At 31.4% G+C, this 23419-nt stretch carries 23 protein-coding genes and 2 tRNA genes; 16 read left to right on the top strand and 9 right to left on the bottom strand.

The genetic code is table 11. From position 1 onward, the window contains the following. Positions 1 to 179: 179 nt before the first annotated feature. Entirely contained in the window at positions 180 to 803 is a 624-nt protein-coding gene (locus DFQ07_RS02775) for a hypothetical protein (protein ID WP_133534746.1), read from the bottom strand. 162 nt (positions 804 to 965) lie between these two features. Between DFQ07_RS02775 and DFQ07_RS02770 the strand changes: the two genes are divergently transcribed. Genes DFQ07_RS02770 through DFQ07_RS02760 form a run of 3 tightly spaced genes read left to right on the top strand, consistent with a single transcriptional unit; the run spans position 966 to position 3575 of the window. Continuing rightward, on the top strand, positions 966 to 1805 hold the full coding sequence (locus DFQ07_RS02770; protein WP_243743918.1) for a winged helix-turn-helix domain-containing protein: 840 nt from the start codon (positions 966 to 968) through the stop codon (positions 1803 to 1805). Between the two features lie 31 nt (positions 1806 to 1836). Next, positions 1837 to 2778 (top strand): 1-aminocyclopropane-1-carboxylate deaminase/D-cysteine desulfhydrase, encoded by a 942-nt coding sequence (locus DFQ07_RS02765; protein ID WP_133534744.1) that lies wholly within the window; start codon positions 1837 to 1839, stop codon positions 2776 to 2778. Then, complete coding sequence (locus DFQ07_RS02760; RefSeq protein ID WP_133534743.1) at positions 2778 to 3575, top strand: glucosaminidase domain-containing protein; 798 nt, start codon at positions 2778 to 2780, stop codon at positions 3573 to 3575. The genes DFQ07_RS02765 and DFQ07_RS02760 overlap by 1 nt, the downstream gene beginning before the upstream one ends. Before the next feature lie 177 nt (positions 3576 to 3752). On the opposite strand, the gene DFQ07_RS02755 is transcribed toward DFQ07_RS02760, so the two are convergent. Beyond that, the gene (locus tag DFQ07_RS02755; RefSeq protein WP_133534742.1) at positions 3753 to 4883 is read right to left on the bottom strand and encodes a vWA domain-containing protein; all 1131 of its coding nucleotides are present in this window, start codon (positions 4881 to 4883) and stop codon (positions 3753 to 3755) included. Positions 4884 to 5122: 239 nt separating this feature from the next. Between DFQ07_RS02755 and DFQ07_RS02750 the strand changes: the two genes are divergently transcribed. From DFQ07_RS02750 to DFQ07_RS02740, 3 genes are read left to right on the top strand one after another with little or no spacing between them, the layout of a single operon-like run. Beyond that, positions 5123 to 7312, top strand: a complete 2190-nt coding sequence (locus DFQ07_RS02750) for a histidine kinase (protein ID WP_133534741.1) — start codon at positions 5123 to 5125, stop codon at positions 7310 to 7312. 7 nt (positions 7313 to 7319) lie between these two features. After that, entirely contained in the window at positions 7320 to 8051 is a 732-nt protein-coding gene (locus tag DFQ07_RS02745; protein WP_133534740.1) for a LytR/AlgR family response regulator transcription factor, read from the top strand. Between the two features lie 7 nt (positions 8052 to 8058). After that, the gene (locus tag DFQ07_RS02740; protein ID WP_133534739.1) at positions 8059 to 8577 is read left to right on the top strand and encodes a gamma carbonic anhydrase family protein; all 519 of its coding nucleotides are present in this window, start codon (positions 8059 to 8061) and stop codon (positions 8575 to 8577) included. 75 nt (positions 8578 to 8652) lie between these two features. Here the strand turns inward: DFQ07_RS02740 and DFQ07_RS02735 are convergent, their stop codons facing one another. Next, positions 8653 to 9117, bottom strand: a complete 465-nt coding sequence (locus DFQ07_RS02735; RefSeq protein ID WP_133534738.1) for a hypothetical protein — start codon at positions 9115 to 9117, stop codon at positions 8653 to 8655. Positions 9118 to 9219: 102 nt separating this feature from the next. On the opposite strand from DFQ07_RS02735, the gene DFQ07_RS02730 reads away from it, so the two are divergent. After that, positions 9220 to 10197, top strand: coding sequence for an endonuclease/exonuclease/phosphatase family protein (locus tag DFQ07_RS02730; RefSeq protein WP_133534737.1), 978 nt, complete (start codon positions 9220 to 9222; stop codon positions 10195 to 10197). Between the two features lie 93 nt (positions 10198 to 10290). Here the strand turns inward: DFQ07_RS02730 and DFQ07_RS02725 are convergent. Together DFQ07_RS02725 and DFQ07_RS02720 are read right to left on the bottom strand one after the other, a co-directional pair. Continuing rightward, a tRNA-Phe gene (locus DFQ07_RS02725) sits at positions 10291 to 10363 on the bottom strand. A 65-nt stretch (positions 10364 to 10428) separates the two neighbouring features. Next, a tRNA-Phe gene (locus tag DFQ07_RS02720) sits at positions 10429 to 10501 on the bottom strand. 109 nt (positions 10502 to 10610) lie between these two features. Here DFQ07_RS02720 and DFQ07_RS02715 point away from each other — a divergent pair. The 7 genes from DFQ07_RS02715 (at position 10611) to DFQ07_RS02685 (ending at position 18225) form a co-directional block, all read left to right on the top strand. After that, positions 10611 to 11342, top strand: a complete 732-nt coding sequence (locus DFQ07_RS02715; protein ID WP_133534736.1) for a type III pantothenate kinase — start codon at positions 10611 to 10613, stop codon at positions 11340 to 11342. Continuing rightward, entirely contained in the window at positions 11335 to 12603 is a 1269-nt protein-coding gene (locus DFQ07_RS02710) for a hypothetical protein (RefSeq protein WP_133534735.1), read from the top strand. Before DFQ07_RS02715 ends, DFQ07_RS02710 begins: the two co-directional genes overlap by 8 nt. 15 nt (positions 12604 to 12618) lie before the next feature. Then, positions 12619 to 13929: a tetratricopeptide repeat protein gene (locus DFQ07_RS02705; RefSeq protein ID WP_133534734.1), complete on the top strand. Its 1311-nt coding sequence runs from the start codon at positions 12619 to 12621 to the stop codon at positions 13927 to 13929. 9 nt (positions 13930 to 13938) lie between these two features. Beyond that, on the top strand, positions 13939 to 14511 hold the full coding sequence (lptC, locus tag DFQ07_RS02700; protein ID WP_243743917.1) for an LPS export ABC transporter periplasmic protein LptC: 573 nt from the start codon (positions 13939 to 13941) through the stop codon (positions 14509 to 14511). Then, positions 14511 to 14702 (top strand): hypothetical protein, encoded by a 192-nt coding sequence (locus DFQ07_RS02695; protein WP_133534733.1) that lies wholly within the window; start codon positions 14511 to 14513, stop codon positions 14700 to 14702. Before lptC ends, DFQ07_RS02695 begins: the two co-directional genes overlap by 1 nt. Positions 14703 to 14707: 5 nt before the next feature. Beyond that, complete coding sequence (locus tag DFQ07_RS02690; protein ID WP_133534732.1) at positions 14708 to 16000, top strand: hemolysin family protein; 1293 nt, start codon at positions 14708 to 14710, stop codon at positions 15998 to 16000. Positions 16001 to 16107: 107 nt separating this feature from the next. Continuing rightward, positions 16108 to 18225 carry a peptidylprolyl isomerase gene (locus DFQ07_RS02685; RefSeq protein WP_133534731.1) on the top strand — a complete coding sequence of 706 codons (2118 nt, stop codon included), beginning with the start codon at positions 16108 to 16110 and terminating at the stop codon, positions 18223 to 18225. A gap of 32 nt (positions 18226 to 18257) precedes the next feature. On the opposite strand, the gene DFQ07_RS15905 is transcribed toward DFQ07_RS02685, so the two are convergent. The 4 genes from DFQ07_RS15905 to lpdA form a co-directional block, all read right to left on the bottom strand. After that, the gene (locus tag DFQ07_RS15905) at positions 18258 to 18476 is read right to left on the bottom strand and encodes a DUF7220 family protein (RefSeq protein ID WP_449649459.1); all 219 of its coding nucleotides are present in this window, start codon (positions 18474 to 18476) and stop codon (positions 18258 to 18260) included. Then, positions 18463 to 19185 carry a metallophosphoesterase family protein gene (locus DFQ07_RS02680; protein ID WP_133534730.1) on the bottom strand — a complete coding sequence of 241 codons (723 nt, stop codon included), beginning with the start codon at positions 19183 to 19185 and terminating at the stop codon, positions 18463 to 18465. The genes DFQ07_RS15905 and DFQ07_RS02680 overlap by 14 nt, the downstream gene beginning before the upstream one ends. A gap of 46 nt (positions 19186 to 19231) precedes the next feature. Then, entirely contained in the window at positions 19232 to 20098 is an 867-nt protein-coding gene (locus DFQ07_RS02675; protein ID WP_133534729.1) for a helix-turn-helix transcriptional regulator, read from the bottom strand. 87 nt (positions 20099 to 20185) lie between these two features. Next, positions 20186 to 21586 (bottom strand): dihydrolipoyl dehydrogenase, encoded by a 1401-nt coding sequence (lpdA, locus tag DFQ07_RS02670; RefSeq protein WP_133534728.1) that lies wholly within the window; start codon positions 21584 to 21586, stop codon positions 20186 to 20188. Between the two features lie 98 nt (positions 21587 to 21684). On the opposite strand from lpdA, the gene DFQ07_RS02665 reads away from it, so the two are divergent. Beyond that, positions 21685 to 22155 carry a heme-binding domain-containing protein gene (locus tag DFQ07_RS02665; RefSeq protein ID WP_133534727.1) on the top strand — a complete coding sequence of 157 codons (471 nt, stop codon included), beginning with the start codon at positions 21685 to 21687 and terminating at the stop codon, positions 22153 to 22155. Further along, entirely contained in the window at positions 22155 to 23393 is a 1239-nt protein-coding gene (locus DFQ07_RS02660) for a glycosyltransferase (protein ID WP_133534726.1), read from the top strand. The genes DFQ07_RS02665 and DFQ07_RS02660 overlap by 1 nt, the downstream gene beginning before the upstream one ends. The last annotated feature ends 26 nt before the right edge of the window (positions 23394 to 23419 follow it).

Here is a 23419-nt window from a genome sequence, read left to right as displayed (position 1 = left end):
TATAGTTTGAGATAAACAGATTACTTCAGTCGTTCCTCTTTCGTAATGACGAGAGGTATTGTTTTAGTAAGAGTAAGCTAACTACAATGTTTAACTCTACGTTATAAGGAGTGTGAAAATTATAAAATTAAAAGGCTGTTAGTAAATTACTAACAGCCTTTTAAAAAAATTATTTTAGTTTATTCAACTTCTTTTTCAAATTTTAGAGGTCCGTTGTAGTCTTCCCAATTAATAGAGTTTTCATGTCTGATACTTATTAATTTTTGTTCAGCCTTAACTTCATTATCCTCTGTAACTGTTACAAATAAATCTGGGGAAAATACTTTCATAACAAGAGAACTATTCTTTTCAATTTTTGGCAAAATTTCTAGTGTTGTAGTTTTTCCTTCGATAACTTCAAAAGTTAGTTCATCAATATTAAAAAAGGCAGCTTTTTTTAGTACTTTTTGAATACTTAATCCCCCCTTATATTTAAAACCAACACAAGTAATAGTGTACTTACCAGGTTTTAATTTAATTTCTTTAGATGTTCCGTATCTGGTCATGTAAGGAATATCAAAATTTATAAAACGTTTATTGGTTAAGGTTGTTACAAATTGGTTTCCAGATACCCCCCATTCTAAAGCTCCACTTTCAAGTTGTTTAAGTACTTTTTTCTTTAATTTGATGTCAGAAACAAAAGGTTTTAAATCTACCATAAGAGTTCCTTCTGAGTTTTGGGCATGTGTAGATTCGATTCCTAAACTTAATAGACTTGTCAATAAGAAAAATACTAAAAATTTAATTTTGTTATAAGCTTTCATTAATTATGATGTTTAAAATTGTTAGTTGATGAAAGCAAATATATACAGTTTGTTTTTATGTTTTACTGTATGAGAATATGAATCTTAGAATTGTCAAAAAAGTGTAAAAGAAATGTCAATTCCCTTAAAAAGAAGATAAAAAGTGTGTTATTTGTAAGTTGTATGAGTAAAAGAACCATTTTTTATATAGGTATAATTTTAATTTTAGTACAACTTATTTCTTGTAAAAAAGCTAATGAGTTTTCTGAAAAAGTAAAAGTTTCACTTCGAAATGTAGGGCATCAATTGTTGTTAACTAATCAAGATTCTACCTCATTGGTATTGCCTATAAAAGAACTAAGCAAACGTAAATACGAGTTAACTTTTCAAAGTAATTTACAAGTATCACCTGATAGTTTGGTGTCGATAGTAAAAAGAAGTTTCTCTCAATCAGAATTGCCTTCTAACTACCGTATTGAAGTCAAAGAATGTTTGAATGATGAAGTAGCTTATAGCTACGAAATGATGCAGAGCGAAGAAAATGCGATTGTACCTTGTAAAGGAAGAGTGTTGCCTACCAATTGCTATTTTATAGAAGTCCAATTTCTTAAAAAGGAAAATAGTAATCAATATTTTTTCTACGGATTCTTATTCTTAATTTCTGTTCTAGGTTTTGGTGTTTATCAAACAAAGAAAAGAAAAACAGTAATTGATACTGGCTCGAACAATTCGCTAACTTTAGGAAGTTTTAAGTTTTATCCTGAACAAAATAAGTTGATTAAAGAAGCGGAAGAGATTCCGTTATCTAAAAAGGAGTGTGAGTTGTTAACGATTTTTATTGACAGACCCAACGAAGTTATAAAAAGAGAGGAATTGATGAAAAAGGTTTGGGAAGAAAATGGCGTTGTGGTAGGAAGAAGTTTAGATACTTATATATCAAAACTTCGTAAAAAGTTAAAAGATGACAGGTCTATAAAAATTACCAATATTCATGGAGTAGGATATAAGCTAGAAATAGATTAAACCTGTATTTTTGTGATGTTAATTTTTTTGAATGCTTTTTCAACTCAACATACCTACTCCCATAAATCAGCAAATTCAATTGCCTGTTTTAGTAACCAAAGGAATTGAGCTTTTTGTAAAAAGAGAAGATACTATTCATCCATTTGTTTCAGGGAATAAATTCAGAAAGCTGAAGTATAATATTGAAGAAGCAAAACGACAAGGAAAAGAAACGCTGTTGACTTTCGGAGGTGCTTTTTCAAATCATATTGCAGCTACTGCAGCAGCAGGTAAGATAGCAGGATTCAAAACTATAGGAGTCATTCGAGGTGATGAATTAGGAAAGGATTTGATGAAGACACTTTCTCAAAACAAAACTTTAAAAAATGCGTTCGATAATGGTATGCAGTTCCAATTTGTTTCTAGAGAAGCCTACCGAAATAAAACTTCCGAAGAATTTATCAACCAATTAAAAAAGGAATTTGGTGATTTTTACTTGGTTCCAGAAGGAGGAACCAATGCATTAGCGGTACAAGGTTGTGAGGAGATTTTAACAAATGAAGATGAAAAATTCGATTATATTTGTTGTGCAGTTGGTACTGGAGGAACCATTTCTGGATTGATAAATTCAGCAAAAGAACACCAGAAAGTAATTGGTTTCCCTGCACTAAAAGGTGATTTTTTAGTAGATGAAATTAAACCTTATGTAAAAGAAAATGAAAATTGGAGTTTGCAAACCGACTATCATTTTGGAGGTTACGGAAAATATACTCCGGAATTGATTCGTTTTATAAATGAATTTAAAGAGCAAACGAATATTTCGTTAGATCCAATTTATACAGGAAAGTTATTATACGGAATTATAGATTTGGTTTCGAAAGATGTGTTTCCTGTAAACAGTAAAATTTTAGCGATTCATACAGGTGGTTTGCAAGGAATTGACGGAGTAAATCAAAAATTAAAGAATAAAAATCAAGAGTTAATCAAGGTTTAATGAAGATAAGAGTAGTTTTTTTAGCAGCATGTGCTGTGTTGTTGACAAGTTGTGGTTCAGGTAAAAATGTGGTAAAATCTACACCTAAGAGAGAAGTCGTATTAGAAACAAAGGAAGAAAAAGCTCCAGAGTTACCTCAATTAGAACAGATAAAACGACCAGTAACAACAACTACAAATCATACCGAAACCTATATTCAAAAGTTTGCACTGATTGCGGTTAAGAAAATGCACGAACACGGCATTCCTGCAAGTATTACATTAGCACAAGGAGTGTTAGAGTCGGGTAGTGGAAGAAGTCAGTTAGCGCTTCGTTCTAACAATCACTTCGGAATTAAGTGTCATAGAGGATGGGAAGGGCATAGTGTAACTCATGATGATGATGAAAAAGGAGAGTGTTTTAGAAAATATAAGTATCCAGAAACATCGTACGAAGATCATTCACAGTTTTTATTAACTCGTAAGCGATATGCAAGTTTGTTTAGGCTAAGACACACCGATTATAAAGGTTGGGCATATGGATTGAAAAGAGCGGGGTATGCAACGGATAGAAAATATCCTCAAAAGTTGATTGCTATCATTAATAAATATAATTTAACTCAGTATGATAGAGTAAAACCTCAAGGTTCTTTAGTGTCAAAAACAAAAACCATCGCAGCTAAGTCTTATAAGGTACAAAAGGGAGATACGCTATACTCAATAGCAAGGAGATATAACATTTCAGTAAGAAGATTGAAAGAAGTAAATGGTTTGAGTAGTAATAATATTAGTATAGGTCAAGATTTACTAGTGAAATAAACGAAATGTCATTTCGAACTGAAGTGAAACAAAAGTGAGAAATCTGAGGTTTTTAATTCTATTTCTTTGAATTAGATTTAGCTTCGCTGAACCTTGCGATTTCTCTCGTAGGTAGCAATGACGACATAAAAAAGCGGAGTAAAACCCCGCTTCAATCAAACTAAATCCCCAATCAAATTACCAAGAGTAATTTTTCTTTTCTGCTTGTTTTTTAATAGCTTTAATCATTACACTTTCAAGTTCATTTTTCTTAGTGTTTTCTTGTTGTTTTTTGGCTACATAAGCTTTTCTCTTTTTATTTAATTCTTGAATTTTCTGTTGAATTTCAGAACGCTCTTTACGTTTCTTATCTACATAGGTTTTGATCTCTTTAGCCGATTTATTTTGTAGTTGTTTAGGAAGTTGTTCCTTTTTAATTTTAGAAAAATCAATCTCTTTTTCTTCCGAAGCATCTACCAAATCCCATTCAGCATTTTTATATAAATTAGAACTTTTGGTAACAGCGCGTTTTACTGCCACAGCTTCATCTAAGCTTTCAGCATTCATATCTTGTTTTGCTTGATTACTGTATTTTGAAGATCCATATGTTCCGTAGTGAATATAGGTGTTGTTTAATCGTTTGTTTAAGATGATAATGTCGTTGTCGTATGGTGTTACAATATGTACTATGTGTTTGTTTTGGTTGATGGTCATATAATCACCACCGCCATACATCGCTCCATCTCGCCACATTCCAGAAACACCTTGGTTGTAATCGCCACAGAATATCGTGTTAACGATAATATCTTTTTCTTTGGCATCGGTAATAGCATCTTTATAGTTTACTTTTCCTTGAGTAAAAGGTTCATTTCCGGCAATGAAAATCATTTTTAAATCACGTTTATTCGACCCCCAATCCAATTCCTCTAACGACGTTTGAATTACTTGTCCGCAGTACTCACTACCTCCATTTGTATTTAAAGAAAATAAGTTTTCAGAAATTTCATCTAAGTCGCTTGTAAATTGTAAAACCTGACGGATGTAGCCTTCTTTAGATGATAAATTAGAGTTTCCATATTCGTAAAGAGCAATCTCCAAATTAGGAGTACTACCGTTGCATTTGGCATAAGATAATTCATTTACGATTTCCCATAATTGAGCCTTTGCTTGGTTAATGAGTCCATCCATACTATTACTAGTGTCTAGTAGTAAAGCTACTTTTACAGTTTGCTTTTTAATTGGTTTTTTAGAGAGGAACCCATTTGCATAAGTACTTGTAGTTACTAATAGTGCACAAATAAAAAATGTTTTTAAAGCCTGCGTTTTCATAATTTTTTGTTTTTAATTATTTATTGGATTAAAAGTTTGATTGTGGTCAATTTCTATTCAAAACTACTTCCAACTTTTTTCTTAAAAAATCGAGAATGAGTAAACTGTCAGTTTAGTTTAGTAAAGTAGTTGCCTAAATGAGTAAACCGAGTTTTTTGCTTGTTTTTTAGAGTGTTTAGAAATGAAACACGTTTTTTTGTATGGCTTTTTGTGAGTATGTTTACAGTAAGAAATAAAGTATGAATAAAGTATACTACATAATATGTGTAATCTTTTTATTGAGTTTTTCTACTGTTTTTTCTCAAATAGAGAAAAATGTAGCTAGTGAGTTTTCAGTAAAAGTTCAGGTGGTTAATAGTGAAACTCATCAACCGATTAAAGATGCGAGAGTTGAAGTTAACGGACGTGTGTTTTACTATTCAGACATCAAAGGGAATTATACTGTAAAAGCAAAAGCAGGAGATCAGTTGGTAGTATCGCATTCAGGTTTTGAAACGATCTTTTATACAATCAAAGATGATGAAGATATAAAAGTACAGGTAGAAGGTTTTGAGCCAAATAAAAAATCAAAGTTAAGTCCTTATAGTTCCGGAAAACGAGTTAGTTTATATCCTCAATATTTAGATTCTGTTCGATTTTACAAAAAGAAAGATATCGATAAAAGTTTATCCTTTATAGAAAAAATGTTACTAGATGATTTATCGAGGAATAGGTTAGCAACCACTTATAAGGAATTAGCAGATGTATATTTTTACTGGAATCAGTACGATTTGGCTATAGAGAATTATCAAACATCTTTACTACAAGTTAATAATCCAGCTGTTCGGTTACAATTAGCTAAAACTGCTTATTTAGTTAAAAATTATAGTGATAGTGAACAAAATTATAAAACTACATTAAAGGGAAAGTTGAATAATTATCAGCAATTAACAGCATTTCAAGGTTTGGGAGATGTGTATATGGTTCAAGAAAACTTTGATGAAGCTAAAAGCAATTATCAAAAAGCCTTAGAAATAGCCAAAACTAATTTAATTACCCCAAAAATAACCGATTTAAATTCTAAGCTAGCTGAAGTATATGCAGCACAAGGAAATATTCAAGAAGCAGACGGATATTATCAAAATTCTTTAAGGTTAGCATCCGAAGAGAATAAGAAACGCTCGTTAAAAGAACAGCAAAAAGTAGCTGATTTTTATAACCAATCTCAACGTTATGATGAGGAAATTCAGCTTAGAAAAGAAAGCTTGAAAGAAGCAGAAGATATACCTGTTGAAGCTGAAAACAGTGAGTCTTTAGTTGATTCGATTACTTCGCAAAAAATCAATTATAAAATTGGAAATGCTTACATGCAAAAAGCAGCGTATAAAGAAGCCATTCCGTATTTAAAAAAGAGTATTGCAGATGCCGATAAAAATGAGGATTTAATCATTCAGAAAGACGCAACAAAACGATTGTCTGAAGTATATGAAACTGTTGGAGATTATACAAAAGCATTAAAAACTTACCAAGATTACGTAACGTTAGTTGATACATTATACTCACGAAAAGAACAGGAAATTCAACAAGTAAAACGCTTTAGTAAACGGATTTTAGACAACCAAAATAGAATAGCAAGTTTAGAAAAGGATAAAGAATTAAGCGAGAGTAAAATTAGTTTAGCGTATAAAGATCAGCAGTTAATTCAAGAGAGTAACAAACGTCAACAATGGGTTATTTACTCGTTAGTAGCTGGTTTTTTACTAATGATTTTGTTGGTGTATTTTATGTTTAGAATTAACAAACAGCAAAGATTAGCCAATAACTTATTGGCATTAAAATCGATGCGTTCGCAAATGAATCCGCATTTTATTTTCAATGCATTGAATTCAGTAAACAGTTTTATTGCAGTAAGTGATGAGAGAAGTGCTAACCGATATTTGTCAGAATTTTCGGTGTTGATGCGTGCGGTTTTAGAAAATTCAGATGAAGATTTCATTCCGCTTACCAAAGAAATAGAATTGTTAGAGTTGTATGTAAAGTTGGAGCACAATCGATTTAAAGATAAGTTCGATTACAGTATCCATATAGATAAAAACATACCGTTAGATGAATATTCGATTCCGCCAATGCTGTTACAACCGTATATAGAAAATGCGATTTGGCATGGACTTCGATATAAAAAAGAAAAAGGAAATTTGAATATTTCAATGACTTATAAAGATTCAGATGCGATTCAAATTTTGATTGAAGATGATGGTGTAGGAAGACAACAATCGATGGAAATGAAAACTAAGAATCAGTTGAAACAAAAATCGAAAGGAATGAGTACTATCAAAAAAAGAATAGCTATTCTCAATGATATGTATCAAGATAAAATCATGGTTGCTGTTTCAGATGCTTTTGAAGATGGAAGCGGAACCAAAGTTGGGTTGACCTTAAAAAAAGATTAATGGGATTATGAAAATAAGAGCAATTATTGTTGAAGATGAGCAAATCAGTAGAGACATTCTACGAAATTATATTGCTAAATATTGCCCTAATGTTGAGTTGTTAGGAGAAGCAAGTAATATTGAGGATGCACAAAAGTTAATAGAAAAACATGAATTAGATTTGGTGTTTTTAGATGTAGAAATGCCTTTTGGAAATGCGTTTGATTTATTAGAAAAAGTAGAGAATAGAACTTTTGAAGTCGTTTTTGTTACGGCTTACGATCATTATGCTATCGAAGCGTTGAATAATCAAGCAACGTATTATTTGCTAAAACCTATTTCTATAGATGAATTGATAAAAGCGGTAGGTTTAGTTACAGAAATTAAAGAAAAAGAAAACGAGTTAGAGAATGCTATTTTAACCCCCAAAGCAACTACTATCAATGGGAAAATAACCATTCCACAACAAGATGGTTTTGAAGTGGTAAATATTCATGATATTGTGTTTTGCAAAGCAGATGATAACTATACCGAAGTGTATTTTAAAGATTCTAAAAAACTAGTAAGTAAAACACTAAAATATTTTGAAGATATCTTAAACGAGAATTCTTTTGCACGGATTCATAAATCGTTTTTAGTAAACGTTAACGAAATAACAAAGTATAAAAAAGGAAAGGGAGGAAGCGTGATACTATCAAATGGAAAAGAAATTATGGTTTCTTCCTCAAAAAAAGCCAATTTATTATCATTTTTTAAATAAAAAATATATGCCAATTATAAAACCTGTAAACGGAAAACATCCACAAATACCAAAGGGTTGTTATGTAGCAGAAAATGCTACTATTGTCGGAGATGTACAAATGGGAAATGAATGTAGTGTGTGGTTCAATGCCGTAATTCGAGGAGATGTACATTATATAAAAATGGGAGACAAAGTGAATGTGCAAGATGGAGCGGTAATACATGCTACGTATCAGAAATCACCTACAACTATAGGAAATAATGTATCTATTGGACATAATGCTTTGGTACATGGGTGTACGATTCATGATAATGTACTGGTAGGAATGGGTAGTATAATTATGGATGATTGCGTGGTAGAATCGAATTCTATTATTGCGGCAGGTGCTGTAGTTACTAAAAATACGCATATCGAAAGCGGAAGTGTATATGCAGGAGTTCCAGCAAAAAAAGTAAAAGATATCTCTCAAGAACTTATTTCTGGAGAGATTGATAGAATAGCCAATAACTATGTAAAATATTCAAGTTGGTTTAAAGAGGAGTAAACAAAAATAAAACCCCAGTTTTATAGTTAAAACTGGGTTTTTTTCAATCAAAACTAACTTATCAATCCACCAAAATTATTTCTCTTGCATGTGTTCTTTATGAAGTTTTCTTTTCTCATGCATTTTATGCTCAGCTTTCTTTTTATGTTTGTTCATTTTTCTAGCGGTCATTTTTTCAAAACGCTCATATTGTTCTTTATTTAAAATACGTTTCATCTTTGCTTTGTAAGCAATTTGCTTATCTAACATTTTATTCTTCATAACGTAGCGTTCTTCAGCAGTAGGCTTATTATCACTATTTTTCATTGCCTTTCTTTTGGCTCTCATTTCTTGTCTTTCGGCAATTTGTTTAGCTATTAAAGGTCTTAACTGATTTTGCTGAGAAGCAGTTAAATCCAATTTTAAAGTCATTTTTTTAACCGCTAATTCTGTTTGTTGTTCTACGGTTAATTGTTCATGTTGACCTTTATCTCCTCTTTGGGCATGAGTTGTAACGGTAAATCCTATCGCTAAAATCAATACTGTTAGTAATTTCTTCATATGTTTAAAATTTAAAGTTTTGTAATTATTTACACCTATTTGACATTCCAAGTGCGAAAAAGTTTAAATTTGAAAAAGAATTTAACATTTTTTTAATCCTTTATGAAGTACATTTTCAGAGTCATAGTAAAGTTATTACTGTTAGTTACAGGTTTAGTTGTCGTGTTTTTTTTCTGGGCGTCATCGCCAACAATGGATGAAGCAGAATACGCTAAAATAATCACACATAATTATGATAGTAAGGTAGATAACGATTCTGTTTATAGTATTGTTACCTATAATATTGGTTATTTAAGTGGGATGACAAACAATAGAGCCGTTGCTAAGCCTAAAGAACTGTTTGATGTGAATTTAAAAAAGGTAGTTACAGAAATTGAAAAGGTAAACCCAGACATTATTGCTTTTCAGGAAATTGATTATAATGCTGCAAGATCGTATGAGGTAAATCAAGAAGATGAGATTGCAAAATTAGGTTACAATTATGTGGCAAGAGGGATAAATTGGGATGAACATTATGTACCTTTTCCGTATTGGCCACCAAGTATGCATTTTGGTAAAATAGTTTCAGGACAATCAATTTTAAGTAAGTATGAGTTGAAAGATTATGAACGTATTGTGTTAGAACGCGTTGCTAATAATCCTTTTTATAGAGATGCTTTGTATTTAGACAGGTTAGTACAAGTAGTGAAAGTTAAGTTGGAAGGAAAGGAAGTGGTAGTGATAAACTTACATTTAGAAGCGTTTGATAAATTAACAAGATTACATCAGTTTGAATATGTACAGAATCTTTTCAATAAATATAAAAATGATTATCCTACGATTTTATTAGGTGATTTTAACTCAAAGGCAAGAGATAAGGAAGCTGTTATTCGAAAAATGTTTGCGATGGATGGCATTGGAAATGCGGCATTTTCTTCTGAAAGTCCAGAAAACACTTTTGATACCAAAGATCCTGTTGAACGTATTGATTATATATTTTATACAGAAAACACTATAGAATATATAGGAGGTAAAGTACTTAAAGAGTTTGGGCAGGTATCAGATCATTTGCCTATAGAAATGCAATTTAAATTGAAATAAAATATGAAGCTCGGTAATTGTTGTCGAGCTTTTTTATTTAAAAATAAAATTAGAAACTAAAAAACCCGAACAATTTTGTTCGGGTTTTTATCGTGGTGCCTCCAGGAATCGAACCAGGGACACAAGGATTTTCAGTCCTTTGCTCTACCAACTGAGCTAAGGCACCAGTCATAGCTTAAAAAAGTAACATTTTTAAAATAAAACTCGTAACCTACGATACGAGTTTTATTGTGGTGCCTCCAGGAATCGAACCAGGGACACAAGGATTTTCAGTCCTTTGCTCTACCAACTGAGCTAAGGCACCAGTTGCTACTTTCGTTAAGCGGATGCAAATATACAATCGTTTTTTAATTATACAAAGTAAAAGCTTTAAAAAAATGTAACGTAAATTTACGTCCTCTAAGAAAAGAAATATGTACCTAATTATTGATGTAGGAAATACAAGAGTTAAAGTGGCTGTTACTGAAATAGATACTGTTAAAGAAGTTTTTATTTTTGAAAAAGAAAAGATTATTTCTGAGCTAAAAAAAATTACTTCTAAATATTCAATTTCTAGTAGTATTGTGTCTTCTGTGGCTATTTTTTCTGAAGAAGAAAAAGAAAAAATAGATACTTTCCTGAATCCAGTTTATTTAAATTCGGAAACAAAAGTTCCATTTAAAAATAATTATAAAACACCTAAAACGTTAGGGGTTGATAGAATAGCATTAGCAGCAGCAGCAGTAAAAAAATATCCTAATAAAAATGTATTAGTGCTAGACGCAGGTACATGCATAACGTATGATTTTATTACTAAAGAAGGAGTGTATTTAGGAGGGGCAATTTCACCTGGAATTGCGATGAGATATAAGGCATTACATACTTTTACTTCTAAACTACCATTGCTAGAACCTAGTGAAGTTGAAAGTTTTATAGGAAGAGATACAAATAGTTCAATACATTCGGGCATAGTTAATGGAATTTCTAATGAAATAGACGGGATAATTAAACAATATCAAAAAAAGTATCAAGATTTAACAGTAGTTTTAACAGGAGGAGATACATATTTTTTGTCTAAACAATTAAAAAGTGTCATATTTGCCCATCCAAATTTTGTTTTGGAAGGGTTACATACTATTTTGATACACAATATAGCGAATGATTAAGAGATTTATATTAGGGGTTTTTGTATTTACTACATCGGCAATATTAGCACAAAGAAATAGTGCATCACCATATTCTTATTTTGGGATAGGTGAAAATTTTGAAGCTGTTACTGTAGAGCAGGCTTCTATGGGGGGGATTGGAGTAGCAATGAAAGATAATTTTCATTTAAATTTTACAAACCCGGCATCTAATGCTGATTTAAGAGCAGCAACCTATGCTATTGGTGGGAGTTTAACTTTTTTAACAGTAAAAGAACAAGATGCTTCTCAAACAGGAAATTCAACAAACTTAAGATATATATCACTAGGATTTCCAATTGGAAAAAAAGCAGGTTTTACTGTTGGGTTACAACCTTTTTCTTCTGTAGGTTATTCATTATTAGATGATAATAATGAAGATAATGCTACGTTATTTAGAGGAGAAGGAGGGACAAATAAAATTTATGCAGCCTTAGGAGGATATATCTACGAAGGATTATCGATTGGAGCTGAGGCGAGTTTTATTTTCGGAAACATAGATAATAGTATTTTAAATCAAAGAGCAGATGTAGCATTAGCTACGAAGTATGAAGAATCTCTTAATATAAGAGGAGGACAATTTAAATTAGGAGCACAGTATAAAAAGGAGTTGAAAAACAAGTTACAGTTATATACAGGAGCTTCTTTTACCTTATCAACAGATTTAACAGCAAAAGGGACAGAAAAAATGTATTCTTTGTCGCTTAGTAGTTCGGGATTAGAAACACCAAGAGATGAATTGTTCAACAGATCACAAAATGGAGAAATTAATGTACCATTGAAAAGTGTTTTTGGATTTGGTATTGGAAAAGAAGATAAGTGGTATTTGGGAGTAAATCAACAGTTTCAAGGTGCATTAAAAAATGATAATGTATTTGTTGCTAACGGAAGTTCATATAAATATGATGATTCAAATAAATTTGCAATAGGAGGATACTATATTCCTAAGATTAATTCTATTTCAAGTTACTGGGATAGAGTTACATATCGAGCAGGTTTGCGTTTTGAAGATACAGGGTTATTAGTGAAAACAACAGATAATTTTACAGCAGTAAAAGACTTTGGCATAAATGTTGGTTTAGGATTGCCATTACCAAGACAATTATCTAACGTAAACGTTGGATTTGAGTACGGACAGAGGGGAACGACTAACAATAACTTAATAAAAGAAAACTACTTTAATGTAAGATTAAGTTTATCTTTGAATAGTATTAAATGGTTCCATAAAACACGAATAGATTAACAAAAACCGAGAATGATGAAAAAAATTACGTATTTACTAGCAGGATTATTTTTGTTTGTAGCCGTAAATGGAGCGAAAGCGCAAGCAAGTCAGGAGTGTAATATAAAGTATAACCTTTTTAAAGGATATGCTACTACAAAAAAATACACACAAGCTAAACCAGATTTAGAATATTTATTAGATAACTGTGCAGGATTATCTATTAACATCTATAAATACGGGGCCAAAGTTGCTGAAAATCTAAAAGATCCAGTTTTAGCAAAGAAAGTATATGAAACAAGGTTAGCTAATTTTCCAGATAAAGACCCAGCTAAAGCGCATAGTGATTATGCAGATTTTTTAAGTGAAAACAAATTAGCGTCAGATGAAGAAATCTTTAAAATCTTAGAAAAAGGATATAAGGCTGGAGCTAAAGATATGGGAGTGAAGAATATTTTTAGATATTTTGAAACTATTGCTGAAAAGTATCAAGATTCTAATCCTCAAAAAGTTTTTGATACCTATGATGATGTAATGGAATCTGTAGATGAGAAGTTAGAAGACTATAGTAAGAAGATTGCTAAGTTGCAAGAAAAGGATTCTTTAGGAACTATTAGTTCTAGAGAAAAGAAAAACTTAAAAGCTTATACAATTAACTCAGGATTATTAGGTAAAGTAGAGGGTGGTTTAGATGCAAAAATCTCTAAGATAGCAACATGTGAAAGATTAATACCTATTTACTCTAGAGATTTCGAACAAAACAAAACTGATGGAGTTTGGTTAAAAAGAGCGGTATCAAGAATGTATAACAAAGAGTGTACAGCTGATCCGTTATTTGAAAAGTTAGCAAATGCTTATGCTGAGGTAACACAATCTGCTGATGCTTATAATTTCTTAGCAGGAGTTTTAGCTAAGAATGGAGATAAAAGTAGTGCTGCTGAAATGAGAAAGAAAGCATTCGATTTAGAAACTGATCCATTCAAAAAAGCGAAGTATAAGTTAAGAGAAGCACAAAGTGCTAGTGGAAGCAGAGCAAGAGCTTTAGCATACGAGGCATTAAAGTATAACCCTAACATGGGTAAAGCATATTTATTTATTGCTAGTTTATACCAAAAAAGTGCAAACTCTTGTGGTAGCGATGAGTTTGAAAAAAGAATGGTATATGTTGCGGCTTTAAATAAAGCATTAAAAGCGAATCAAGTTGATCCAGGTTGTGGAGCAGGTAGATATATTAGTAGCTACAAAAAGAATGTTCCTTCTAAAAAATTAATTTTCCAAAAAGGACTTGCTTCAGGTGGAAGCTATAGAGTTGGATGTTGGATTGGTGAGAGTGTTCGTATTCCTTAATAGTACGGAATGATTACAAAATCAAAACACATATATAATAACATTGCTATCATTTGTTTGATAGCAATGTTTTTTTCTTGCACCAACTCAAAAAAGGAAGTGCGAGATTTTTTAGCAGATAAAAATTTACCTGTAGGTTCGGCTGTAAATATTTATCATGTGCATAAAGATTCAGGAAGAATAACCTCCAAAACAAAGGCACCTGTTTTTTATGATTTTTCAAACCGAAAAGAACATCCTTACAATGAGTTTCCACAAGGAATAAAAATTATAACCATCAATAAGCAAGGTACAGATTCAACAACAATTTCAGGTAATTATGCGTTAACTTACAATAAAACAAAAATATCTGAGATTAGAGGAAATGTGGTAATTACCAATCACGCAAAGCAAACAAAATTAGAAACGAATCAGTTGTTTTGGGATCAAAAAGAACACTATTTCTTTACGGAAGATGGTTTTCGGTTTACAACTCCAGAAAGTGTAATTAATGGCTTTGGATTTGAATCTAACGAAGATTTGACTAAATGGATGGCCAAAGATATTACAGGTGACATAGAAACAACTCAAAAAGATATATAATGAATACACTTTGGAAATATTTACAATACGGATACCTTGTAGTAGGAGCTATCTTTTTTGTTGAAGGAATTTTGAAATGGAATTCAGATAGAGAAGAGGCTTTTATTATGTTCGGATTTGCTATCTTTATCATATTAATTTTCTTCTTTAAAAGACATTTTAGAAGAAAAATAGAAAAAAGAAATCAATAACGTTAATGCAGGCTGAAGTCGTAATAATTTTTGCTTCTATTTTATTTTCTGCCTTTTTTTCTGGTATGGAGATAGCTTTTATTTCTGCAAATAAGCTACACATTGAATTAGAAAAAAAGCGCGAAGGTATACTACCTAAAGTTTTAACAAGACTTACTGAAAAATCTTCCAAATTTATTACTACTATGTTGGTAGGAAATAACGTATCTCTAGTAATTTACAGTTACTTTATGGGAGAGTTATTAATGAGGTGGTTTCAAACATTTTTACCTTCAGATTATGTAATAATCAATTATATACTGTCTGATGTAAGTTTACTTACTCAAACACTTATCTCAACGATAATTATATTGGTTACAGCAGAGTTTTTACCCAAAGCAATATTTAGAATTTACGCAAATGAAATGCTGAAGCTATTTGCTATACCAGCCTACGTTTTTTATGTGTTTTTCTATGGAATAACTTCTGTCATTACGAAGATTTCAGACTTTTTCTTGCGTGTTTTTTTTCGAACTAAAGAAGATGAAATTCAAACGGAGTTTAGTAAGGAGGAGCTTGGTAATTATATTTCTGAACAGTTAGATGCTGGGAACAATGAAGAGGCAGTTGATTCTGAAATACAAATTTTTCAAAATGCGTTAGAGTTTCACAAGGTAAAAGCACGTGAAATTATGGTGCCTAGGACCGAAATTGTAGCAGTAGATTTACACGAATCGGTAAGTAATTTAAAAAAGACGTTTATTTCTACAGGGTTATCAAAAATCTTAGTTTATAAAAATTCACTGGATGATATTTTGGGGTATGTGAATGCTTTCGAACTATTCAAAAAACCACGAACAATTAAGTCTATCTTATTACCGGTGGAGTTTGTTCCTGAGTCTATGATTATTAACGATGTGTTAAATAGCCTAATTAAAAAACGTAAAAGCATTGCTGTAGTTGTAGATGAATATGGTGGAACTTCTGGTATCATAACGGTTGAAGATGTTGTTGAAGAGTTGTTTGGAGAAATTGAAGACGAACACGATACTCAAAAATTGTTAGAAGAAAGAGTTAGTGAAACTGAGTTTAACTTTTCTGCACGCTTAGAAGTTGATTATTTAAATGAAGAATACGGATTGAATATCCCTAAAGAAGAAGCTTACGAAACCTTAGGAGGTTTTATTTTAAATCATACCGAAACAATACCACTACAAGATGAAGTTTTGTATATAGAAAACTTCCAAATTAAAATACTAAAAGTAAGCGCAACCAAAATTGATGATATTTACTTTAAAGTAACTAATAAAGAAGATTAACTTTTTCTTCTTTCATCGAGGAACTCCCTCAAAAACAGCATAAAAAAACATTGCATTATTAACTATGAAATTGTATTTTCGCACACTGTTAATAAAATAAACGAGGTATGGCAATTTTATCGAAAATTAGAGAACGTTCAATGTTCTTAATTCTTGTAATTGGTTTAGCACTTTTTGCTTTTGTATTAGACCCTTCTACAATATCAGATTTTTTCAGTGCAAGCAAAGTAAACGAAATAGGACAAGTTAATGGCGAAAGTATTTCGCGTCAAGAATTTGCAGAAGCTTTAGATGCTTATAAAGCACAAACAGGTAATAGAGTTTCTGAAATGCAAGCAGCTAAAACTGTTTGGAATAACTTAATCCGTCAAAAAATTTATGAAACACAGTTAGAAGAAGCAGGAATTACTGTTGGTGAAGCTGATATCATGAATGCATTGTATGAGTCGCCAGCACTTCAAGGAGATCCAAGATTTCAAACTTCAGGTATTTTCGATAAAAATAAATTAAAAGAGCATTTAGCTACTATTAAAGAAGAAAATGGAGAAGAGTGGGCTGCGTGGCAAAATTATATGGCTTCTTTAAAAAATAATATAGAAAAAACTACTTACGATAACTTAGTAGCAGCTGGTTTAGGTGCTTCATTAAAAGAAGGTGAAGCTCAATATTTAACTGAAAACACTAAAGTATCAGGTAAATACGTGTACGTACCTTATTCTACTATAGCAGATAGTTTAGTGACTTTAAAGAAAAGTGATGTTAGCAATTATATCAACAGTCATAAAGAAGCTTTTCAAGTAGAGGCTTCAAGAGATATTAAATTTGTAAAGTTTGATATAGCACCTACGTCAGAAGATGAAGAAGCTATCAAAGCAGAAGTAGCTAAATTAATTGAAGATTCTGAGGTAAATAATACTCCAGTTAAAGGATTGAAAAATGCGGTAGATTACCACGAGTTTTTAGAAGAAAATAATTCTGATATTGCTTTTGATGATAACTACAAGTTTAAAGTTCAAGTACCACAAGCGATAGCTGAAGAAGTTTTTAGTGGTAAAGAAGGAGATGTTTTTGGTCCTTATAAAGATGCTGATTACTTCAAAATATCTAAAGTAACAAAAGTTGCTCAATTACCAGATTCTGCTCAAGCAAGTCATATTTTAATACCTTTTGTTGGTGCTTCAAGTGCAGATGCTACGGTAGTAAAGTCTGAAGAAGAAGCAAAAATAACAGCAGATAGTTTATTAGCAGTTGTAAAAGCTGATAAATCTAAGTTTGCTGATTTAGCTAAAGAGATGTCTTCTGATAAAGGTTCTTCAGATAAAGGTGGATTCTACGATTGGTTCTCTTATAACAGAATGGTACCGTCGTTTAGAGATTTTGTTTTTGAAGGTAAAGAAGGAGATATGGGAGTAGTAAAATCTCAATTCGGATTCCATGTTATTAAAATTGATGGACAAAAGAACTTCCAACCAGTTGTAAAATTAGCAACTTACGGACGAAAAATAGAAGCTTCTGAAGCTACAGAGAATACCGTTTTTCAAAATGCTGAAACTTTTGCATTAGAGTTAGCAAACGGAAAAGATTTTGATGAAGCTGTAAAAGAAAAGAACTTAAGTTCTTTACCAGCTATCGGATTAAAGTCGTTAGATGAAAATGTACCAGGAGTAGGAAACGAAAGAGAAATCATTACTTGGTCTTTTGATAGAGATGTGAATGAAGGTGACTACAAGCGCTTTGATGTTGATGGAGGTTATGTAGTAGCTGTGTTAACAGCTAAAGTAGAAAAAGGTTTAATGCCTGTAGATAAAGCAATTTCAAGTGTACGTCCTATTTTAACAAACGAGAGAAAAGCTAAAATGATTGAAGATGAAATTAGTGGATCTACGTTAGATGAAATAGCAAAGTCTGTTAGTCAAACAGTAAGAGTAGCTACTGATGTAAACTTAAATTCACCAACAATTTCAGGAGTAGGATATGAGCCTAAGATTGTAGGAGCTATGTTAAACGCAAAAGAAAACCAAGTAATTAAAAACGTAGCAGGAGATAAAGGAGTATTTGCTTTTGTAGTTGAGAAAAAAGAATTACCAACGGCATTACCTAACTACGATACATTTAGAAAGCGTATAGCAAACGAAAGAAAGAGCAAGACTTTCCAAATGTATGAAGCTGTTAAAAAGGCGGCTAAGATTGAAGATAATATGAGTTCTTTCTACGGAATTCAATAAGAAATAAAGTCATACAAATAAAAAATCCCGAACTAACTAGTTCGGGATTTTTTATTAAAAAACCTTCTGATTATATAATTTCTAATAATACTAAGTATAGTAAAGTAAATAGTCAAAACAATATTTTTCTCAGGATTGCTTTTTATACCAAGAATAGGAAAGATAATGTTTAAAGAAATGATAGTTATAATAAAACCAATCGAGACATTAATCAAGCTTTCTATTAAAGATTGTTTTTTAGTTTGAATCATGAAGTAGCTGTATTTTAGATGAAATATTATGGTCATTAATATGTATTATCCTATAACCATACGTTTCTGTACCGATTTCTATAGTATGAGAATTTTTTTTAATCTGAAAAGATATAGCTGGGGTAATATATTGTTTAATGTTTTTATAAGGAATAAAGCTTTCTAAATGGTAATGACCACAAAAAATTGTGATTTCATTTGGTTGTATACTAAGTAAGGATAAAACATCTTCTCTGTTCCTTAAATAGCCAATTTCGTCAACTTTTAAAGGTAAACCAAGTATGGGATGGTGTATGAAAATAATAATAGGTGTTGAACTAACAAGTTCTTCTTTTAACCAAACTAATTGATTGTTGTCAATTTGGCCCGATGAAGAGTCTAGATATATGTATTTATAGTGTGATTTTTCTTGACTATAGTATAGCTTGTTTAATTCTTTTGATTTTTGATGATTCAAATATTTTTGAACTTTTTCAAATGAATCGTGATTGCCTAAAGTGATTGATAAATTAAAGTTATTACATTCATTAAAAAAGAATTCTAAGCTTTGACTTTCTCCTATATCTCCAGTACACACAATTTCTGTAATATTCTGTTCTAAAATATCCTGTAGAACATTACGGAGTCTAGTTCTTGTGGAAATTTTATGTTCTTCAGGAAACTTTTCGTCTAAGTGTAAGTCGGTAATATGAGCTATTCTCTTTAGCATAAGTTATTTTTATTGGGTAAAAATAATTACACTTTATAAGTAGAATTTATAAAATCTTGCTGATTTTAGTTTTTCTATATACTGTAGGTGGAACACCAAAATAGCTTTTAAAAATATTTGAAAAATATGGAGTGTTATCAAAGCCACAATCAATAGCTATTTCAAAAATAGATTTGTTTGAATATTTTAACTGTTGTTTAGCATTTTTTAATCGTACAAAGGTTAAATATTCTATAGGAGTGTTTCCTGTAACTTCACTAAATAATCTATGCAGATAATATTTACTAATACCTATACTTTCGCTTAATTTTTCTAATGTGATTTTATGAGAAAAACTATCATTAATAAATTCTTTAGTAGAAATAACATGTTTAAAAATTTCTTTTTTCGTGTTGTATTTCTGAATTTTTAACTCAGAAAATTTCTTTTCTAAATCAACTTGTTCTTTAATAATTATCTCTGAAAGTTTAATAAATAAATCTTGCATTTGAAGTTTAAAAACAGAAGGATTATTGTTAAAAAGATAGGTTGTTTTACACAGCTGATAGCCAATTTCATTGTTGTAGCTTGATTGTGGATACTCAAAAAAATCTAAAGAATAATCACTGTTAGAATATAGGTTGTTGTGTATCTCTGATATTAATTGATGAGATAAGAAAAGAGAAAACCCTCTAGTACCTTTAAAGGCTTTAGTGTTAATATTACTGTCATTTAAGATTAAATATTGTCCAGAAGAAACATGAATGTCTTTATTGTTGAGATTATAGCACTTTGAACCTTCAATAACATATTTTAATGTATAGGTAGATTTATAATTAACTTCAATATCTTCGTTATGTTCTGAATATAATATTTTATTGTCAAGCTGATGTGAAAAGCTTGGAAGCTTTGTTACTTTTTTAAATTCAACCATAGTTAAAATAGAAATAAGATATTATATAAAGTTAAAAAAGCAACCTCTAATGAGATTGCTTTTTTAAGTATGTTTTAAAGTTTTTTATTAAGCATTTAAAGGTTGTCCGTCCCAAGCTGCTTTGGCTGCTTCTTTTACAGCTTCAGAGTAGGTTGGATGTCCATGACAAATACGAGCTAAATCTTCCGCAGAAGCTCTGTATTCCATTGCTACGGCTGCTTCCATAATTAAGTCAGCAACACGAGCACCTACCATGTGAACTCCTAATACTTCGTCAGTATTTTTATCAGCTAATACTTTTACAAATCCGTCTAAATCTCCACTGGCACGAGAACGTCCTAATGCACGCATAGAGAATTTTCCAACTTTGTAATCAACTTTAGCTTCTTTTAATTCATCTTCTGTTTTACCAACAGCCGCAACTTCTGGCCATGTGTAAACGATTCCTGGAATTAAGTTATAGTCGATATGAGGTTTTTGTCCAGCTAAATACTCAGCAACCACAACACCTTCTTCTTCTGCTTTATGCGCTAACATAGCTCCACGAACTACATCACCAATAGCATAAATGTTAGAAACGTTGGTTTGTAAATGATCGTTTACTTCAACCATACCTCTTTCAGTAACTTTTACACCTGCTTTGTCTAAAGCTAATCCTTCTGTATACGGACGACGACCAACAGAAACTAAGCAGTAGTCACCAGTAAAGGTAATTTCTTCTCCTTTTTTGTTAGTAGCTTTTACGATAACTTCATCACCGTTTCTTTCAACAGAAGTTACACCGTGGCTAGTATTGATTTTCATTCCTTGTTTCTTTAAAACTTTGGTAAGTTCTTTAGAAACATCTTTATCCATAGTTGGAGTAATTGCAGGCATAAATTCAATAACCGTTACCTCAGCTCCTAAACGTTTATATACTGAACCTAATTCTAATCCGATAACACCTCCACCAATTACGATTAAGTGCTTAGGTACTTCTTGTAATTTTAAAGCTTCGGTAGAAGTAATTACACGTTCTTTATCAATTGAAATAAATGGTAAAGTTGATGGCTTAGAACCTGTAGCAATGATGATATTTGTACCTTCAATAACTTCTGAAGTACCATCATTTTTTGTGATTTTTACATGGGTAGCATCTTCAAAAGATCCTAACCCTTCATAAACATCAATATTGTTTTTATCCATTAAATATTTGATACCTCCAGTAGTTGTTTCAACTACGTTTGCTTTACGGTCTACCATTTTTTTGAAGTCGAAAGATGGCTTTTCAACCGAAATTCCATGCTCCTCAAAATGATGAACAGCATCATAATAATGGTGCGAAGAATCTAATAAAGCTTTTGAAGGAATACATCCTACATTTAAACAAGTTCCACCTAAAGTTGAATATTTTTCAATAATTGCAACTTTAGAACCTAATTGTGCAGCTCTGATGGCAGAAATGTATCCTCCTGGACCAGAACCAATAACGATAACATCGTATTTCATGAGTTGTGTTTTATTTTTTCATAAATAATGGGTACAAAAGTACAATTATTTGTCGATAAAATTAGTTTTCATATCTTTAAAAACTTAAAAAGTAAAAGATGGGGATTCTTAAAAAAATCATTGGATTATTATTAGTCTTATTAGTTATTTTACAGTTTTTTCAGCCTGAAAAGAATGAAAGTGAGGTAACTACACTTGAACCATTTATTGCTGAAGTAAATCCTTCTAAAGAAGTACATCAAATTTTAAAAACTGCATGTTTTGACTGTCATACGAACACTACTAATTATCCGTGGTATAGTAGTGTTACCCCAGTTAATTATTGGATGGCAAATCACGTATCAGAAGGAAAAGAAGAATTGAATTTTTCTGACTGGGCTTCGTATTCTTTAAAGAAAAAAAAGCATAAGATGAAAGAAGTATGGGAAGAGGTAGAAAAGAAAAAAATGCTATTAAATTCATATACTTGGACGCATACCAATGCAAAATTAACGCAAGAACAAATTCAACAAGTAGTTGATTGGGCTAAGGAAGTACAATCTAAATACGAGCAACAACTAGCTAATTAATGCAACAACTTTTAATTATTGGGTATGTTTGGGTAGAAAAAACAACCGGAGCAGGTAACCGAATGTTACAGATAATCAATGTTTTTAAAGCCAACAATTATACCATCACTTTTGCGACACCTGCTCAAAAAACAGAGAATTCTTTAAGTTTAACAGAATTAGGGATAGAAGAGAAATCAATTGAATTAAACTCATCTTCTTTTGATGATTTTGTAACAGTATTGCAACCAGATATTGTGTTGTTCGATCGTTTTATGATGGAAGAACAATTTGGTTGGCGTGTTGCAGAAAATTGTCCGAATGCCTTACGGATTTTAGATACTGAAGATTTACATTTTTTAAGAAAAGTACGTCACCAACAGCTAAAAAAAGGAGAGGTGTTTTCTAATGAAGCTTTATTGAAATCTGATGAAGCCAAACGAGAGATAGCTGCTATTTTACGTTGTGATATAAGCTTGATTATTTCTGCTTATGAAATTCAATTATTAAAAGAGGTTTTTAAGATTGATGAAGCTTTGTTACATCATTTACCATTTTTACTGGATAAAATAGATGAGAAAGTTATTGAAAACTGGAAGCCATTCGAAGAACGACAACATTTTGTTTTTGTAGGAAACTTTTTTCATGCTCCAAATGTCGATGCCGTTTTACAATTAAAAACAATATGGAAACATATCAGGAAACAACTACCCAAAGCAGAATTGCATATTTATGGAGCCTATATAACACAGCAGGTTCAACAATTGCATAACCCAAAAGAAAGATTTATAGTTAAAGGCTTTGCGCAAGATGTTTTAGAGGTGGTTAAAAATGCTAGGGTTGTTTTAGCACCTATTCGTTTTGGAGCAGGAATAAAAGGGAAATTAACAGAAGCTATGGAATGTGGAACTCCTAGTGTTACCACTTTAATAGGGGCAGAAGGAATGCATGATAACTTAGCTTGGAACGGATTTATTGAGGATGATTTTGAAAAGTTTGCCAGTAAAGCTGTTGAGTTATACTCTTATGAAATTCTTTGGAAAAAATCTCAGCAAAAAGGAATAACAATTATCAATTCAGTATATGATAAAGAAAAATTAATACCCTCTTTCATTGATAAAATAGTAGAGGTTCAGGAAAATTTAGAAGCACATCGAGCTAATAATTTTTTAGGAAGTCTATTACAGCATCAAACACTACAAGCCACCAAATATATGAGTAAGTGGATTGAGATAAAATCAAAGTATACTAAACAATAAACAGCTATCTGTAAAACTCTACAGAT

This window comes from Tenacibaculum caenipelagi (genome assembly GCF_004363005.1).
GTDB classification, from domain to species: Bacteria; Bacteroidota; Bacteroidia; order Flavobacteriales; family Flavobacteriaceae; genus Polaribacter; species Polaribacter caenipelagi.
The sequence above is the reverse complement of the archived record's forward strand: the minus strand, read 5'-3'. Positions and strand labels throughout refer to the sequence as shown.

What these genes read in the sequence shown, in the direction of transcription:
- DFQ07_RS02665 (WP_133534727.1), top strand. Translation starts at nt 21,685, where the DNA reads ATGGGGATTCTTAAAAAAATCATTGGATTATTATTAGTCTTATTAGTT.
- DFQ07_RS02760 (WP_133534743.1), top strand. Translation starts at nt 2,778, where the DNA reads ATGAAGATAAGAGTAGTTTTTTTAGCAGCATGTGCTGTGTTGTTGACA.
- DFQ07_RS02735 (WP_133534738.1), bottom strand. Translation starts at nt 9,117, where the DNA reads ATGAAGAAATTACTAACAGTATTGATTTTAGCGATAGGATTTACCGTT.
- lptC (WP_243743917.1), top strand. Translation starts at nt 13,939, where the DNA reads ATGATTACAAAATCAAAACACATATATAATAACATTGCTATCATTTGT.
- DFQ07_RS02740 (WP_133534739.1), top strand. Translation starts at nt 8,059, where the DNA reads ATGCCAATTATAAAACCTGTAAACGGAAAACATCCACAAATACCAAAG.
- DFQ07_RS02715 (WP_133534736.1), top strand. Translation starts at nt 10,611, where the DNA reads ATGTACCTAATTATTGATGTAGGAAATACAAGAGTTAAAGTGGCTGTT.
- DFQ07_RS02690 (WP_133534732.1), top strand. Translation starts at nt 14,708, where the DNA reads ATGCAGGCTGAAGTCGTAATAATTTTTGCTTCTATTTTATTTTCTGCC.
- DFQ07_RS02775 (WP_133534746.1), bottom strand. Translation starts at nt 803, where the DNA reads ATGAAAGCTTATAACAAAATTAAATTTTTAGTATTTTTCTTATTGACA.
- DFQ07_RS02660 (WP_133534726.1), top strand. Translation starts at nt 22,155, where the DNA reads ATGCAACAACTTTTAATTATTGGGTATGTTTGGGTAGAAAAAACAACC.
- DFQ07_RS02705 (WP_133534734.1), top strand. Translation starts at nt 12,619, where the DNA reads ATGAAAAAAATTACGTATTTACTAGCAGGATTATTTTTGTTTGTAGCC.
- DFQ07_RS02685 (WP_133534731.1), top strand. Translation starts at nt 16,108, where the DNA reads ATGGCAATTTTATCGAAAATTAGAGAACGTTCAATGTTCTTAATTCTT.
- DFQ07_RS15905 (WP_449649459.1), bottom strand. Translation starts at nt 18,476, where the DNA reads ATGATTCAAACTAAAAAACAATCTTTAATAGAAAGCTTGATTAATGTC.
- DFQ07_RS02770 (WP_243743918.1), top strand. Translation starts at nt 966, where the DNA reads ATGAGTAAAAGAACCATTTTTTATATAGGTATAATTTTAATTTTAGTA.
- DFQ07_RS02750 (WP_133534741.1), top strand. Translation starts at nt 5,123, where the DNA reads ATGAATAAAGTATACTACATAATATGTGTAATCTTTTTATTGAGTTTT.
- DFQ07_RS02730 (WP_133534737.1), top strand. Translation starts at nt 9,220, where the DNA reads ATGAAGTACATTTTCAGAGTCATAGTAAAGTTATTACTGTTAGTTACA.
- lpdA (WP_133534728.1), bottom strand. Translation starts at nt 21,586, where the DNA reads ATGAAATACGATGTTATCGTTATTGGTTCTGGTCCAGGAGGATACATT.
- DFQ07_RS02675 (WP_133534729.1), bottom strand. Translation starts at nt 20,098, where the DNA reads ATGGTTGAATTTAAAAAAGTAACAAAGCTTCCAAGCTTTTCACATCAG.
- DFQ07_RS02745 (WP_133534740.1), top strand. Translation starts at nt 7,320, where the DNA reads ATGAAAATAAGAGCAATTATTGTTGAAGATGAGCAAATCAGTAGAGAC.
- DFQ07_RS02765 (WP_133534744.1), top strand. Translation starts at nt 1,837, where the DNA reads ATGCTTTTTCAACTCAACATACCTACTCCCATAAATCAGCAAATTCAA.
- DFQ07_RS02680 (WP_133534730.1), bottom strand. Translation starts at nt 19,185, where the DNA reads ATGCTAAAGAGAATAGCTCATATTACCGACTTACACTTAGACGAAAAG.
- DFQ07_RS02710 (WP_133534735.1), top strand. Translation starts at nt 11,335, where the DNA reads ATGATTAAGAGATTTATATTAGGGGTTTTTGTATTTACTACATCGGCA.
- DFQ07_RS02755 (WP_133534742.1), bottom strand. Translation starts at nt 4,883, where the DNA reads ATGAAAACGCAGGCTTTAAAAACATTTTTTATTTGTGCACTATTAGTA.
- DFQ07_RS02695 (WP_133534733.1), top strand. Translation starts at nt 14,511, where the DNA reads ATGAATACACTTTGGAAATATTTACAATACGGATACCTTGTAGTAGGA.